Annotated in this window: 11 protein-coding genes; all 11 read left to right on the top strand. The window is 57.9% G+C overall.

The genetic code is table 11. From position 1 onward, the window contains the following. Positions 1 to 16 precede the first annotated feature (16 nt). Positions 17 to 1,378 (top strand): sigma E protease regulator RseP, encoded by a 1,362-nt coding sequence (gene rseP, locus HG264_RS17760; protein ID WP_169408842.1) that lies wholly within the window; start codon positions 17 to 19, stop codon positions 1,376 to 1,378. 95 nt (positions 1,379 to 1,473) lie between these two features. After that, positions 1,474 to 3,831, top strand: coding sequence for an outer membrane protein assembly factor BamA (gene bamA, locus HG264_RS17765; protein WP_169408843.1), 2,358 nt, complete (start codon positions 1,474 to 1,476; stop codon positions 3,829 to 3,831). A 36-nt stretch (positions 3,832 to 3,867) separates the two neighbouring features. Next, on the top strand, positions 3,868 to 4,368 hold the full coding sequence (locus tag HG264_RS17770; protein ID WP_169408844.1) for an OmpH family outer membrane protein: 501 nt from the start codon (positions 3,868 to 3,870) through the stop codon (positions 4,366 to 4,368). Positions 4,369 to 4,375: 7 nt separating this feature from the next. Continuing rightward, a complete protein-coding gene (lpxD, locus tag HG264_RS17775) occupies positions 4,376 to 5,428 on the top strand; it encodes a UDP-3-O-(3-hydroxymyristoyl)glucosamine N-acyltransferase (RefSeq protein WP_372240182.1) in 1,053 nt (350 codons plus the stop codon). A gap of 42 nt (positions 5,429 to 5,470) precedes the next feature. Further along, positions 5,471 to 5,908, top strand: coding sequence for a 3-hydroxyacyl-ACP dehydratase FabZ (gene fabZ, locus HG264_RS17780; RefSeq protein WP_169408845.1), 438 nt, complete (start codon positions 5,471 to 5,473; stop codon positions 5,906 to 5,908). After that, on the top strand, positions 5,905 to 6,681 hold the full coding sequence (lpxA, locus tag HG264_RS17785) for an acyl-ACP--UDP-N-acetylglucosamine O-acyltransferase (protein WP_169408846.1): 777 nt from the start codon (positions 5,905 to 5,907) through the stop codon (positions 6,679 to 6,681). The genes fabZ and lpxA overlap by 4 nt, the downstream gene beginning before the upstream one ends. Before the next feature lie 2 nt (positions 6,682 to 6,683). Then, positions 6,684 to 7,865 (top strand): lipid-A-disaccharide synthase, encoded by a 1,182-nt coding sequence (gene lpxB / locus HG264_RS17790; RefSeq protein ID WP_169408847.1) that lies wholly within the window; start codon positions 6,684 to 6,686, stop codon positions 7,863 to 7,865. A gap of 11 nt (positions 7,866 to 7,876) precedes the next feature. Next, entirely contained in the window at positions 7,877 to 8,518 is a 642-nt protein-coding gene (rnhB, locus tag HG264_RS17795; RefSeq protein WP_372240247.1) for a ribonuclease HII, read from the top strand. 588 nt (positions 8,519 to 9,106) lie between these two features. After that, positions 9,107 to 12,631 (top strand): DNA polymerase III subunit alpha, encoded by a 3,525-nt coding sequence (gene dnaE, locus HG264_RS17800; RefSeq protein WP_169408849.1) that lies wholly within the window; start codon positions 9,107 to 9,109, stop codon positions 12,629 to 12,631. Positions 12,632 to 12,734: 103 nt separating this feature from the next. Then, a complete protein-coding gene (gene accA, locus HG264_RS17805; RefSeq protein ID WP_169408850.1) occupies positions 12,735 to 13,691 on the top strand; it encodes an acetyl-CoA carboxylase carboxyl transferase subunit alpha in 957 nt (318 codons plus the stop codon). 2 nt (positions 13,692 to 13,693) lie between these two features. Next, on the top strand, positions 13,694 to 15,034 hold the full coding sequence (gene tilS / locus HG264_RS17810; RefSeq protein WP_169408851.1) for a tRNA lysidine(34) synthetase TilS: 1,341 nt from the start codon (positions 13,694 to 13,696) through the stop codon (positions 15,032 to 15,034). Positions 15,035 to 15,070 lie beyond the last annotated feature (36 nt).

Consider the following 15,070-nt stretch of genomic DNA (forward strand, 5'->3'; position numbering starts at 1 on the left):
CCGAAAGAGGCGTTAAATGGATCTGCTTTTCACTCTCCTTGCTACCATCGTAGCCCTCGGTCTTCTGGTCACTATCCACGAATTTGGTCATTTCTGGGTCGCCAGACGTTGCGGCGTAAAAGTGCTGCGGTTTTCAGTCGGTTTCGGTAGCGCGCTGTTCCGCTGGCACGATAAACGCGGTACCGAGTATGTGATTGCCGCCATACCGCTCGGCGGCTACGTGAAGATGCTGGATGAGCGTGAAGGGCCGGTTGATCCTGCTGAAATGGATCAGGCTTTCAACCGCAAGGATGTGAAACAGCGTATTGCAGTGGTGGCCGCTGGACCAATCGCCAACTTCCTTCTGGCCATGGTTGCCTTCTGGCTTATCGCGGTATTCGGGGTGACGACCGTTGCGCCGGTGCTGGGCCCTGTCACGCCGGGCAGCGTGGCCGAGCGCGCTGGTTTGAATGAAGGCCTGGAAGTCATCGAGATAGACGGGGTTGAAACCCGGAGCTGGCATGACGTCAATCTGCAGCTCATTCGTCGTCTGGGAGAAAGTGGACAACTGCAGCTACTCGGGAAAGAAGAGGGCAGCAGTGTTCCCCAGCGTTATACGCTCGAGCTACAGGACTGGCTGCGCGGTGCTGATCAGCCCGACCCGATCAGTGCGCTGGGGTTGACCAGCTGGCAACCCCAAATCGCTCCGCGCCTGGGCGAAGTGAGCGAAGATGGCGCAGCCTACGCGGGCGGGCTGCGTAAAGGCGATCTGATTCTGGCGATCAATGGCGAGCCCGTGACCGACTGGGTGCGCGAGGTCGTTCCGGCTATTCAGTCCAATGCTGGTGAGACGCTGTCTTTTGATGTCCAGCGAGAGTCTGAGCGGCTGTCGATCGAGGTGGTGCCAGCCGTTCGCTCTGCCGAAGACCGACAGGTCGGGTTCATTGGCGCAGGGGTGGATGCTTTCGAATGGCCCGAGCATATGATCCGCACCATTGAATACAATCCCCTGATGGCCATTCCTGTCGCGGTCAATAAAACCTGGGATATGACCGTACTGACCCTGGATTCGTTGAAGAAAATGGTTACCGGGCTGGTCTCGGCAAAAAACTTGAGTGGCCCGATAACCATTGCTAAAGTGGCGGGCGCTTCAGCCAAGTCCGGTCCGGAAAGCTTTCTGAGTTTCATCGCTTATCTGAGCATCAGTCTGGGGGTGTTGAACTTGCTGCCTATCCCCGTGTTGGATGGTGGGCATCTGGTTTATTACACAGCCGAATGGATCAGGGGCAAGCCGCTGTCCGAGCGAATTCAGGCCTGGGGGTTGCAGGTCGGCCTGACGCTGATCGTGGGTGTAATGGTGTTCGCCATTTATAACGACATCAGCCGACTGGGCGGGTGACGCGCAAGATGGCCTGGCACCGTAGTTTTTAGTACAGCTACCCGAGCTGTCGTACGCGGCAGATATTATATAAACAGTTAGTCAGAACGGATTTCATGAAACGTTACCTATTGCCTGCGCTACTGATGACACTCCTGGCGCCGGAAGTTTTTGCCGATGCTTTCCGGATCTCCGATATTCGCGTCAATGGGTTGCAGCGGGTGTCTGCTGGCAGCGTTTTCGCTGCGCTGCCCCTCAACATCGGCGATGAGGTCGATGACCCGGAGCTGGTCGATGCCTCGCGCTCGCTGTTCCGTACTGGCTTCTTCGAAGACATCCGGCTCGGCCGCGATGGTGATGTTCTGGTTATTACGCTTGTCGAGCGCCCCTCTATCTCATCCATCGAGCTGGAAGGTAACAAGGCGATCAAGAGCGAAGATCTTCTCAATGGTTTGACCATGGCCGGACTCGCTGAAGGCGAGATTTTCCAGCAGGCAACGCTTGAGGGGGTACGCAATGAACTGTTGCGTCAGTACGTCGCCCAGGGTCGCTATTCAGCCGATATTGAAACCGAAGTGATAGCCGAGCCGCGCAACCGTGTTGCTCTGAAGATCATCGTCGATGAAGGTTCGGTGGCATCGATCAAGCATGTCAATATCGTCGGTAACAGCGTTTTTCCCACCGACGAGCTGGTAAATCTGTTCGAGCTGAGCGCGACAGGCTGGTTTTCGTTCTTCCGCAACGACGACAAGTATTCCCGGGAAAAACTCTCCGGTGATCTGGAGCGGCTTCGCTCTTACTATCTGGATCGCGGCTACATCAACATGAATGTAGCCTCGACCCAGGTATCTATCACTCCGGACAAGCAGAACGTTTACATCACCGTCAATATTGACGAGGGCGACCGCTACACCGTCGACGAGGTCAAGTTGTCAGGCGATCTGGTTGTTGATGAAGAGGAAGTGCGCAAGTTGTTGCTGGTAGAGCCGGGGCAGGTATTCTCCCGTCAGGTGATGACCGCCAGTTCCGACCTGATCAGCCGCCGGCTGGGTAACGAGGGTTATACCTTCGCCAACGTCAACGGCATTCCCGAGATCAACGAAGAGGACCAGACCGTATCGGTTACCTTTGTCGTGGACCCGGGTAATCGCGCCTATGTAAACCGCATCAACTTCCGCGGCAACACCAAGACCGACGATGAAGTGCTGCGTCGTGAGATGCGCCAGATGGAAGGTGGCTGGGCTTCTACGCATTTGATTGACCAATCCAAGGTACGCTTGGAGCGTCTGGGCTTCTTCAAGGAAGTCGACGTTGAGACCGTTCCGGTACCGGGTGCAGAAGATCTGATCGACGTGAATTACTCGGTCGAAGAGCAGCCCTCCGGCTCGATTACTGCGAGTGTCGGTTTCGCCCAGGGTACTGGTCTGATCCTCGGTGGCTCGATCAGTCAGAACAACTTCTTCGGCTCGGGTAACCGCGTCAGCTTCAGCGCTAATCGCTCCGAATACCAGTCTGCGTTGTCGTTTGGTTTCATGAACCCGTACTTCACCGCTGACGGTGTGAGCCTTGGCTACAACGCCTTCTACCGGACCACCGACTATGACGAGCTGAACTATGACTTCACCAGCTATGCGGTGGACTCCTATGGGGGCGGGTTCAATATCGGTTATCCGATCAGCGACACCTCGCGTCTGTCCTTTGGTCTGAGCGCGCAGAAGGACGACATCAAGGAAGGCATCTACACGGTAGAGGAGATAAGTCGTTTCCTCGATACCGAAGGTAACTCGTTCACCAACTTCAAATTCAATGCCTCGTGGTCGCAGTCCACGCTGAACCGTGGTGTCTTCCCGGATCGCGGTTCGTCCCAGTCGCTGGGACTTGAGACGACCATTCCGGGGAGTGATCTGTCGTTCTATAAAATTGACTATCGGGGCCAGAAATTCTTCCCGATGTCAGATAGTCTGACGCTGCGCCTGCACACCAATCTGGGCTATGCCGAGAGCTACGGCTCCACCACCTTCGTGCCTTTCTACGAGCATTATTATGCAGGGGGCATCGGTTCGGTGCGGGGCTTCCGCGATAACTCGCTCGGCCCGCGTAGTACGCCCAATAGCGCTGACCCGGACAAGGACCACTTGCCCTTCGGTGGTAACGTGAAAATTACCGGGGGGGCGGAACTGATCTTCCCGGTGCCTTTTGTGGAAGATCAACGCTCACTGCGCACTGTGCTATTCCTCGACGCGGGTAACGTATTCGATACCAACTGTTCGACTACAAGCCTGCAATACGAAGGTGGGGCTGAAAACCCGGGTTGCGGCGATATCGATGCAGGCGAGATTCGATACAGCGCCGGCGTGGGCCTTTCGTGGCTGACCGCGCTGGGTCCGCTCGGATTCAGTCTGGGTACGGCGCTTAACGATGAATCCGAAGATGACACCCAGTTCTTCCAATTCACCTTGGGCCAGACATTCTAAGCCGGCTCGAACCAAGCTTAATCAGGAGTAGGTCAAGTGCGTAAGTTAATCAGTGTTGCAGTAATGTCAGTCATGGCGCTTGCCTGTTTTCCGGCCATGGCAGAAATGAAAATAGCTGTGCTGGATTACCAGATGGCGTTGCTCGAATCGGATGATGCCAAGAAGTATTCAGCGGATGCAGAAAAAAAATTCGGTACGCAGCTTCAGCGTTTGCGTAACCTCGAAGCCGAGGCCAAGCGTCTGCAGGAACGGATGCAGCGTGACGGTGAAAAGCTCAGCCAGACCGAGCTGGAAAAGCTTGAGCTGGAGTTTCGCCAGAAGGCCCGTGAATTCCAGACCCAGTCCAAGGAGTTGAACGAATCCAAGGCCGCGGCTGATCGGGAAATGCTCGATTCGCTCAAGCCCAAGCTGGACAAGGCCGTTGAAAATGTTCTGAACTCCGGTAACTACGACCTGGTCATCGACCGTAGCGCTGTTGTAGACGTCAAGCCCGAATTTGACATCACCCGTCAGGTGATTGAACGCCTGAACCGCTGAGGCAATCATGACTGATGTAACCCTCGCGCGTCTGGCTGAAAAGCTTGGCGCGCGCCTGGTAGGAAATGGCGAAAAGGTTATCCACGGCCTGGCGACACTGCAGGACGCCGGTCCCGGGCAGCTGAGTTTTCTCGCCAATAGCCGTTACCGCAAGATGCTCGGCACAACCGGGGCCGAGGCCGTGTTATTGAAGGAAGCTGACGCGGCGGGCTACTCCGGCAACGCACTGATCGTTGACGACCCGTACCTTGCCTACGCGCGTATATCCCATCACTTCGATCCCAAGCCGCGACGGACGCCCGGCGTTCATCCGTCTGCCTTTGTGGCGGAGGATGCGCAGGTCGATCCGGGCGCGTCGATCGGTCCCGGGGCAGTTATTGAGTCCGGCGCGGTGATTGGTGCAGGGGTGACCGTTGAGGCGCTGTGCTATGTCGGTGCCCGTAGCACAGTCGGGCAGGGCGGTTGGCTGGGACCGCGGGTTACGCTTTATCACGATGTAATGATTGGCGAACGCGTATCGATCCAGGGCGGCGCGGTGATTGGCTCTGAGGGCTTCGGCTTTGCCAATGAGAAAGGGCAGTGGCAGAAAATCGCCCAGATAGGCGGCGTAGTCATTGGGGATGATGTGGAGGTCGGTGCCAACACCACCATCGATCGTGGCGCGATATCCAGCACCACCATCGGTAACGGGGTGAAGCTGGATAATCAGATTCAGATAGCGCATAACGTGCAGGTCGGCGATCACACGGCGATTGCCGCCTGTGTCGGGATCTCCGGCAGTACGCGCATAGGCAAATACTGCACCATCGCTGGAGGGGTAGGAATGGTTGGTCACATCGAGATATGTGACAACGTTTTCATCAGTGGCATGACGATGGTGACCCGTTCCGTAACCGAGCCGGGCGCTTATTCCTCCGGTACAGCAATCCAGCCGGCCGCAGAATGGAGAAAGTGCGCCGCACGCTTCCGTCAGCTGGATACCATGTTCAAGCGGATGCAGCAGCTTGAAAAAGAGCTTTCGTCGGTGACCTCAGGGGCTTCGGGTTCATCTGAATCCTGATCAGCGCGGACGCGCTCAATTTATTGCAAGGCATGCAAACCAATGGATATCAAAGAAATACGAGAATACCTGCCCCACCGCTATCCCTTTCTGCTGGTAGATCGGGTGGTGGAGCTGGATCTCGAGGCGAAAAAGATCCGTGCGTACAAGAATGTCTCGGTCAATGAACCCTTCTTCAATGGTCATTTTCCTCAGCATCCGATCATGCCCGGCGTGCTGATTATCGAGGCAATGGCTCAGGCAGCAGGTCTGCTCGGGTTCAAAATGATGGATGTAAAAAGCGATGAGGGAACGCTTTATTACTTCGTCGGTTCTGACAAACTCCGCTTCCGTCAGCCCGTGGTGCCGGGTGATCAGTTGGTGCTCGAAGCGCAGCACCTCAGTAATCGGCGCGGCATCTGGAAGTTTGCCTGCCGTGCAACGGTAGACGGCAAGGAAGCCTGCTCCGGCGAAATCATCTGTGCGGAACACAAGGTATGACTGGTATTCACCCTCAGGCTATCGTTGACCCGGCTGCGAAGCTGGCCGACGACGTCGAAGTTGGCCCCTGGACCTATATCGGACCGGACGTCGAGATTGGCGCCGGGACCGTTATCGGTCCGCATGTTGTTATCAAGGGGCCGACCACGATCGGCAAGGGGAACCGGATATTCCAGTTCGCCTCTGTGGGTGAAGACTGTCAGGACAAGAAATACAACGGCGAACCAACCCGCCTGGAGATAGGCGATCATAACGTCATCCGGGAAGGTTGTACCCTGCATCGCGGTACCGTGCAGGATCGCGGCATCACCAGCATCGGCAGCCATAATCTTTTGATGGCCTATGTACACGTCGCACATGACTGCGTGGTCGGTAATAACGTCATCATGGCCAACAATGCGACCATTGCTGGCCATGTGCACGTGGGCGACGGGGTGATACTCGGCGGCTACACCACCGTGCACCAGTTCTGTCAGATCGGCGCCTGGTCGATGAGCGCGGCCAACAGTGCCGTTTTCAAGGATATCCCTGCCTTCGTAATGGTGGGTGGCAATCCGGCGAGTGCGCACGGCATGAATTTCGAAGGGATGCGTCGGCGCGGCTATCAGCCGGAAGTGGTTACGGCGTTGCGCCGCGCCTACAAGCAGGTATACCGCCAGGGGCTGACCTTGCAGGAAGCGTTGAAGAATATCGAACCAAGCGCAAACAATTTTCCCGAAGTCGCCCTCTACCGCGACTCCATTCTGGCGTCGACCCGCGGCATTACCCGCTGATCATGGTTGGCTCAGCCGCTTCTGAACAGACACCTTTACGTATTGCTTTGGTCGCCGGTGAGGCGTCCGGCGATACGCTGGGCGCAGGGTTGATCCGCGCGCTTAAGGAGCAATACCCTGACGCGCAGTTCATTGGCATCGGCGGGCCGCGCATGCTTGCTGAAGGCATGCATAGCAGGGTGCCCATGGAGCGGCTTTCCGTCATGGGGCTGGTTGAGGTGCTGGGCAGGCTTCGGGAGTTGCTGCGTATCCGCAAGGATCTTGTCGAATGGCTCAAGCAGCAGCAACCCGATGTGTTTATAGGCATAGACGCACCTGATTTTGCGTTGGGCGTCGAGCTTCGCCTGCGCGAAGCGGGCATTCCCACGGTGCACTACGTCAGTCCTTCTGTGTGGGCCTGGCGTGAAAAACGTGTCCTGGGTATCCAGAAATCTACTGATCTGATGCTGACTCTGTTTCCCTTCGAGGAGGAGGTTTACAGACGTCATGGCGTAGCGGTCTGCTGCGTAGGTCATACGCTGGCGGATCAGATTCCGTTGCAGCCGGATAGAGTGGCTGCGCGTGGCACATTGAGTCTGGACGAAGACATGCGAGTCGTTGCGCTGATGCCGGGCAGTCGTAACGGCGAATTGCGCAAACTGGGCCTGTTGTTTCTGCAGACGGCAGCCTGGTGTCTTGAACGCCAGCCCCAGTTACGTTTTATCATGCCGTGCGCGAGTCCTGAGCGTAAAAGCCAGATGCAGAGCATCATCGCCGAGAGCGGCCTGGACCTGCCGTTGACGCTGCTCGACGGCCAGGCGCATGAGGTACTTGCCGCCTGCGATGCGGTGTTGATCGCGTCGGGGACCGCAACGCTCGAAGCCATGCTCTTCAAGCGGCCGATGGTTGTGGCTTACCGCATGGCCGGATTAACCTTTCGTATACTCAAACGGCTGGTCAGGGTCGGGCATGTGTCGCTTCCCAACTTGTTGGCAAAAAGGGAAGTGGTCCCCGAATTCCTGCAGGATGACGCGACGCCTGACGCTATGGGCGCTGCACTGTTGGAACGGCTCGGGCCCACACCCGAGCGGGAAGCCACCCAGGCAGAATTCATGAAGCTGCATCAGATGCTGCGCCGTGACGCAGACCGTTCTGCGGCCGACGCGGTCATCGAGCTGCTGAAGGAAAAGGGCAGGTTGGTATGAATCAGATCGTAATGGACTGGATTGTTCCTGAGGGTGAAATCGTCGCAGGTGTCGATGAGGTTGGCCGCGGCCCACTCTGCGGCGCAGTCGTAACGGCTGCGGTCATTCTCGATCCGCTCAATCCGATCGAAGGCTTGAACGATTCAAAGAAACTCACTGAAGCGCGCCGCGAAGAACTTTTCCCGCTTATCCAGGAGCGCGCGCTGGCCTGGTGTATAGCCCGCGCGGATGTTGAGGAAATAGACAAACTCAACATTCTCCACGCGACCATGTTGGCCATGCAGCGCGCTGTAGAAGGATTATCGGTACGCCCGGATCGCGTGCTGGTAGACGGTAACCGTTGTCCGATCCTGCCCATGCCCAGTGAGCCGGTCATCAAAGGTGATAGCCGTGTGCCGGCGATCGCGGCTGCATCCATCCTGGCGAAGGTCGCCCGCGACCGCGAGCTGGTTGAAATGGATCTGCTCTATCCCGGCTACGGCCTCGCTCAGAACAAGGGCTATCCGACAGTGCAGCATCTGGCAGCGTTGAAAGAACTGGGCGCGACCGTGATACATCGCCGCTCATTTGCGCCGGTGCGTGAGGCGCTGGGTTTGGTATTGCCGTCTTCATTGCAAGACTCGGAATTTGAAGCTGTCGAATTGGTTCGCTGATTCACCGAGTGAGCTTGCGCGAGGCGATAGGCCGCGCCGACACGCTGCAAGTACGTCCCTGTAAGCTTGTCGATGGCATCCCTGCCATCCGACGGGCGACTCGCTCGGATCCAGCATTACAACCAAAGCACTGATAAACGGATGTTCGGAGCCAGCTTTCGCGAGGCGACAGGGCCGCGCCGACACGCTGCAAGTACGTCCTTGTAAGCTCGTCGATGGCATCCTTGCCATCGCACGGTCGACTCAACCCTGTCGCCTCGCTACGCAGGAGAGCTCTGAATTGCCGGAAAGTTTTTTGGGAAGCGAGCCTGCCGCCCGTACCGCTGCCCGATCAAGCCCGCGTCCGAGCCGGATGGAGCAAGTGTTGAAAACAGGGATGTTTTCACCAAGCCCCCAGGGAAGGGTTTACGGCGTCTTGCGGAATCCGGCGCGGAGGTGGAGCGATTAACCGCAGCCTCGCCGAAACCAACCTGCACAAGACACTCAGTAAAATCTCGACCGACAAACCAGACCCGTGGTCGCTGGCTCGATTCGCCCCCCGCCGTTACAATCGCTCCCTTGCCGTTCGCATCTGAAACAGGATCTTCAATGAGCTTCTCCTTCGTCCACCTGCGTGTCCACAGTGAATATTCCCTCGTGGACGGTCTGGTCAAGATCAAACCGTTAATTAAGGCGGTGGGTGAGGGTGGTATGCCTGCTGTGGCGGTCACTGACCAGAACAATATGTGCAGCCTGGTGAAGTTCTACAAGGCCTCCATGGGCGCGGGTATCAAGCCCATCTCGGGCGTCGATATCTGGCTGGTGGGCCGGGATGACGAAAGCAGTCTGACGCGCATGACGCTGCTGTCGATGGACCGGCCCGGCTACCGCAACCTTACCGAGCTGATTTCTCGTGGTTATACCGAAGGGCAGAAAAACGGTTTGGTAACCATCCGCCGGGAATGGATCGCCGAAGCCAGTGAAGGTGTGATTGCGCTATCCGGAGCGAAGGAAGGCGAGATAGGCCAGGCATTGTTATCCAACAATCCGCACGAAGCTGACGAGTTGCTCAGCTACTGGATGGATGTATTTCCGGGCCGTTTCTATCTTGAGCTGCAGCGCACCAGTCGCCGTAATGATGAGGAACACGTGCATGCAGCCGTTGCGCTGGCTACGCGGCTGGACTGCCCGGTCGTTGCCACCAACGACGTGCGCTTTCTCAAGCGCGAGGACTACGAAGCCCACGAAACGCGCGTGTGTATCGGGGAAGGGCGGGCGCTGGATGATCCCCGCCGGGTTCGTCAGTACAGCGAAGAGCAGTATCTGAAGTCGCCTGAAGAGATGGCGGAGTTGTTCTCGGATATTCCGGAAGCCCTGGAAAACAGTGTCGAGATCGCCAAGCGTTGCAACATCGACGTGCAACTGGGCACCTATTTCCTTCCGGAATTCCCGATTCCCGAAGGCATGACCATCGAAGAATACTTCCGCCAGGTGTCCTTCGAAGGGCTGGAAGAACGCCTCAAGGTCATCCTGCCGCCTGACACCCCGGATTATGATGCACGCCGGCAAGTGTATGTTGACCGCTTGAACTTCGAGCTCGACATCATCAATCAGATGGGCTTTCCCGGTTACTTCCTGATCGTGATGGACTTCATCAAATGGGCCAAGGGCAATGGCGTGCCGGTTGGGCCTGGCCGTGGGTCCGGGGCAGGCTCGCTGGTGGCCTATGCGCTGTTGATTACCGATCTTGACCCGCTGGCCTATGATCTTCTGTTTGAACGCTTCCTGAATCCCGAGCGGGTTTCCATGCCCGACTTTGATATCGACTTCTGCATGGAAGGGCGCGACCGCGTCATCGACTACGTAGCAGAAACCTACGGCAGGAACGCGGTATCGCAGATCATCACCTTTGGCACCATGGCCGCCAAAGCCGTGGTGCGGGACGTAGCGCGTGTGCAGGGCAAGTCCTACGGACTGGCCGATAAGCTATCGAAGATGATTCCCTTCGAAGTCGGCATGACGCTGGCCAAGGCCTTCGAGCAGGAAGAAATTCTGCGGGAATTTCTTGCGGCGGACGAGGAAGCCCAGGAAATCTGGGACATGGCGCGCAAGCTGGAAGGCATCACCCGTAACGTCGGCAAGCACGCCGGGGGCGTGGTAATCGCGCCCACCAAACTGACTGATTTCGCGCCGCTGTATTGCGATGAAGCCGGTGCGGGCCTGGTGACCCAGTTCGATAAGGACGATGTGGAGGCAGCCGGTCTGGTGAAGTTCGACTTCCTCGGCCTGCGGACGCTGACGATCATCGATTGGGCGATGGAGACGATCAACCGCGAGCAGGCCAAGAACGGCCTGGAGCCGCTCAATATCGACTTCATCCCGCTGGATGACGCGCCGACTTACCACATGCTGCAGAAGGCCGAGACAACGGCGGTTTTCCAGCTTGAATCCCGTGGTATGAAGGAGCTGATCAAAAAGCTCAAGCCGGACTGTCTGGAAGATCTGATCGCACTGGTGGCATTGTTCCGCCCCGGTCCGCTGCAATCGGGCATGGTTGATGACTTCATCAACCGTAAGCACGGACGCGAGATCGTCTCCTACCCACACCCGAATTATCAGTACCCGGGCCTGGAACCAGTGCTCAAGCCCACCTACGGCATCATCCTGTATCAGGAACAGGTGATGCAGATTGCCCAGGTGATGGCGGGTTACACCCTTGGCGGCGCGGACATGCTGCGGCGTGCGATGGGTAAGAAAAAGCCTGAAGAGATGGCCAAGCAGCGGGCGATCTTCCTGGAAGGCTGCCAGAACAACGGTATCGATGCGGACCTTGCGGGCAATATCTTTGATCTGGTGGAAAAGTTCGCCGGCTACGGGTTCAACAAGTCGCACTCGGCGGCGTACGGTCTGGTGTCCTACCAGACCGCCTGGCTCAAGGCCCACCATCCGGCGGCGTTCATGGCCGCGGTGTTGTCGGCGGATATGCACAACACCGACAAGGTTGTCACGCTGATCGAAGAGTGCCGCAGTATGCGGCTTCAGGTAAAAGCACCGGATGTGAACCTGTCCGACTACAAGTTTACGGTCGACGAGTCCGGCGCTGTCGTCTACGGGCTGGGCGCTATCAAGGGCGTGGGCGAAGGGCCGGTGGAAACTATTGTTCAGACGCGCCGCGCTGGTGGCCCGTTCACTGATCTGTTCGACTTCTGTGCTCGGGTGGATCTGAAGCGGATCAATAAGCGCGTGATGGAAGCGCTGGTGCGCAGTGGCGCGCTGGATTCGATGGGTCCTTTCTTCGATACCGAGCAGGCTGCTTATCTCAAGCAGGTGGATCGCAACCGAGCCGCGCTGTCCGCGGCCATGGAAGAGGCGATGGCTGCGGCGGAACAGACCGCCAAGAGTGCGGACAGTGGTCATGACGACCTGTTTGGCGAATTGCTCGGGCCTTCTGCTGAGCGTGACGTGTTCGAGAATTATCGCCGTGTTCGCGAGTGGAGCTTCAAGGAGCGTCTGCGCGGAGAGAAGGAGACACTGGGTCTATATCTGACCGGGCACCCGATCGACGAATACGAGAAGGAAGTGCGGCGGTTCGCTCGCCAGCGAATTATTGACCTTAAGCCCTCCCGTGAGGGTCAGACCATTGCAGGTCTGGTATTCGACCTGCGGGTAATGAAGAGCAAGCGCGGTGACAAGGTCGGCTTTGTGACACTGGACGACCGGTCAGCCCGTATCGAGGTGTCGCTGTTTGCGGACGCTTTCCAGGCGGCCCAAGCGCTTCTGCAAAAGGACGCCTTGCTGGTAGTGGAAGGAGAGGTTGCCCAGGATGATTTCTCCGGTGGCCTGCGCATGCGCGCCAAGCGGGTGATGAGTCTTGAAGAGGCACGAACCAGCCTGTTGGATAGCGTACGCATCAGAATGAACACGCAGCGGCACGGCCCTGATTGTTTATCGCAACTGGCCGGGCTGTTACAAAAACACAAGGGCGGTTGCGCGGTCACGATTGATTTTCAGCGTCCCGACGCTGCGGCGCTGCTCAAGCTCGGGGACGAGTGGAAAGTCGAACCTGCAGATGAGTTAGTCCAGAGCCTGCGTGACCAGCTAGGGAAAGACAGCGTCTCTTTGCACTACAGATAACCGCGACCTCGGCCGCCGGCCTGCTCGACGCAGGTCAGGCATTCCCGTAAGGTAACGCAAAAAATCGAATGCCCAGCATGGGCCACGCGGATGATGTACGCCTATGAGCAAAAGTCAGAATTACCTCGAATTTGAACATCCCATCGCCGATCTGCAGGCCAAGATCGAAGAGTTGAGGCTGGTGGGTAGCGATAATTCGCTGAATATTACCGATGAAATCACCCGGCTTCAGGACAAGAGCAAGTCTCTCACCGAGAGCATCTTCTCCAATCTATCCAGCTGGCAGGTCGCGCAGATGGCGCGGCACCCGCAACGTCCCTATACGCTGGACTATATACAGCACATCTTCACCGATTTCGAAGAAATGCATGGCGACCGCCATTTCGCTGATGATGCAGCGATTGTCGGTGGTATGGCGCGCCTGGAAGGCCGGCCGGTCATGGTTATCGGTCACCAGAAGGGCCGCGCGGTGAAAGAGAAGGTTCGACGCAACTTCGGCATGCCCAAGCCCGAGGGCTATCGCAAGGCGTGCCGTCTGATGCAGCTGGCTGAGCGCTTCAAGATGCCGATTCTCACCTTCATCGACACGCCCGGTGCCTATCCCGGTATCGATGCCGAAGAGCGCGGTCAAAGTGAAGCGATTGCCTGGAATCTGCAGATCATGTCTCGCCTGAAAACCCCGATCATCTCCACGGTGATCGGCGAAGGCGGCTCGGGCGGAGCGCTGGCAATTGGTGTCTGTGATCGGCTGATGATGTTGCAGTATTCGACCTATTCGGTGATCTCGCCCGAGGGTTGCGCGTCGATTCTGTGGAAGAAGTCCGAGAAGGCGGCTGAAGCCGCAGAAGCCATGGGTATCACCGCTGCGCGTCTGAAGGAGCTGGGTCTGGTTGATAATCTCATCCCCGAGCCGCTGGGTGGCGCGCATCGTCAGCCGGAAGAAATGGCGGCACGGATCAAGGCACAATTGCTCGCCGAGTTGGCTGCACTCGACAACTATTCTGCCGAGGCCTTGCTGGATAGCCGTTATGATCGTCTGATGGCTTTCGGCATCAAATAATCATGTTCACCCCGCAGGCGCTGCACGAACAACTGGCGCACTGCGTGGAAGCTCCGGTCTGGTGGCTGGGGCTTTCTGGCGGTCTGGATTCGATGGTGTTGCTTGAGGCGCTGACGCAGCTCGGCAAAACCTGCCCACTGCCTCCCGTTGTCGCCATCCATGTTCACCACGGTTTGCATCCGCTTGCAGACACATGGGCCGAGCATTGCGAACAGCAATGCGCATTGCGCAAGGTTCCGCTGCATATCAAACGGGTCCAGCTGGAGGCGGGCGCCAGCATCGAGGCGGCCGCTCGGGATGCACGTTACGAGGCTTTCGCTTCACTTATCGGGCCGGAAGATGTGCTCCTGCTTGCGCATCATCTCGACGACCAGCTGGAAACCCTTCTGTTCCGTCTCGTGCGTGGCACCGGGTTGCGCGGGCTCACGGGTATGCCCGCCAGTCGTCGGTTAGGCAGCGGCCAGCTTTACAGACCGTTGCTGGGCTGGCGCCGGAGTGAGCTTGAGTTATGGGGCGGGGAGCAAGGGCTACGCTGGATAGAAGACCCCGCCAATGCCGATGCGCGGTTTGCCCGTACCACCTTGCGTCACCAGGTACTGCCCGTGCTGCGTCAACATTGGCCGATGGTGGACAGCAGTCTGCTGCGTTTGGTCAGACATGTTGAAGAGGCCACCAGCCTGCTTGATGAGCGGGCCGAGCAGGATCTTGATCGTGTACAGGTAATCAGCCAGGACCCGTGGTTACAGCCCTGGCCGGCGTTGGAGCTTGAAGGTCTGCTGACACTCTCCGCCGCACGGCAAAACAATTTGTTGCGGTATTGGTTGCACCAGCATGACAAGCGCATGCCTGATCACCGCCAGTCTGAGGTGGTGTTGAGTCAGCTGAGCGCAGCAGAGGATAGCCAACCAGTCGTGCAGATCGATGATTACCAACTGAGTCGCTCCGCCGGGCGTTTGTGGCTTCAACCGCTCGGAGGTGTCGCTGCGGGCGTGCCGGAGCCTCTGGTCGAGTTCGGCGATACGTTGTTAACCGGGGGTAACGGCGTGTTGTGCATGCAACAGGCCCAGAGCGGGATCTGCTATCGCCCGGGCAACTGGCACATCGGTTACCGTCAGGGAGGGGAGCGGCTCAAGCTGGCGGGGCGACCTCATCGGCCGCTCAAGCAATTGTTCCAGGAGGCTGGCATTCCCGGCTGGTTGCGCCCGGCGGTGCCGCTTTTGTTCTGTGATGGTGAGCTGGTATCGGTGGCGGGGCGCTGGAATGCCGAGGCGTTCAGCGTCGGGAATGCCCAGCCTGGCTGGCAGATCGAGTGGCAGCCGGGTGCGCAATCTTTGCTACCTTGAAGTACAGCTTTTCGGAGGTCTGTGGCTGGCCGGGGA

This window comes from Pseudomonas sp. gcc21, from assembly GCF_012844345.1.
Taxonomy (GTDB): domain Bacteria; phylum Pseudomonadota; class Gammaproteobacteria; order Pseudomonadales; family Pseudomonadaceae; genus Halopseudomonas.

Excerpts from the sequence above, each read along its gene's own strand:
- bamA (WP_169408843.1), top strand. The coding sequence starts at position 1,474 with ATGAAACGTTACCTATTGCCTGCGCTACTGATGACACTCCTGGCGCCG.
- lpxD (WP_372240182.1), top strand. The coding sequence starts at position 4,376 with ATGACTGATGTAACCCTCGCGCGTCTGGCTGAAAAGCTTGGCGCGCGC.
- accA (WP_169408850.1), top strand. The coding sequence starts at position 12,735 with ATGAGCAAAAGTCAGAATTACCTCGAATTTGAACATCCCATCGCCGAT.
- lpxA (WP_169408846.1), top strand. The coding sequence starts at position 5,905 with ATGACTGGTATTCACCCTCAGGCTATCGTTGACCCGGCTGCGAAGCTG.
- tilS (WP_169408851.1), top strand. The coding sequence starts at position 13,694 with ATGTTCACCCCGCAGGCGCTGCACGAACAACTGGCGCACTGCGTGGAA.
- rnhB (WP_372240247.1), top strand. The coding sequence starts at position 7,877 with ATGGACTGGATTGTTCCTGAGGGTGAAATCGTCGCAGGTGTCGATGAG.
- fabZ (WP_169408845.1), top strand. The coding sequence starts at position 5,471 with ATGGATATCAAAGAAATACGAGAATACCTGCCCCACCGCTATCCCTTT.
- dnaE (WP_169408849.1), top strand. The coding sequence starts at position 9,107 with ATGAGCTTCTCCTTCGTCCACCTGCGTGTCCACAGTGAATATTCCCTC.
- rseP (WP_169408842.1), top strand. The coding sequence starts at position 17 with ATGGATCTGCTTTTCACTCTCCTTGCTACCATCGTAGCCCTCGGTCTT.
- lpxB (WP_169408847.1), top strand. The coding sequence starts at position 6,684 with ATGGTTGGCTCAGCCGCTTCTGAACAGACACCTTTACGTATTGCTTTG.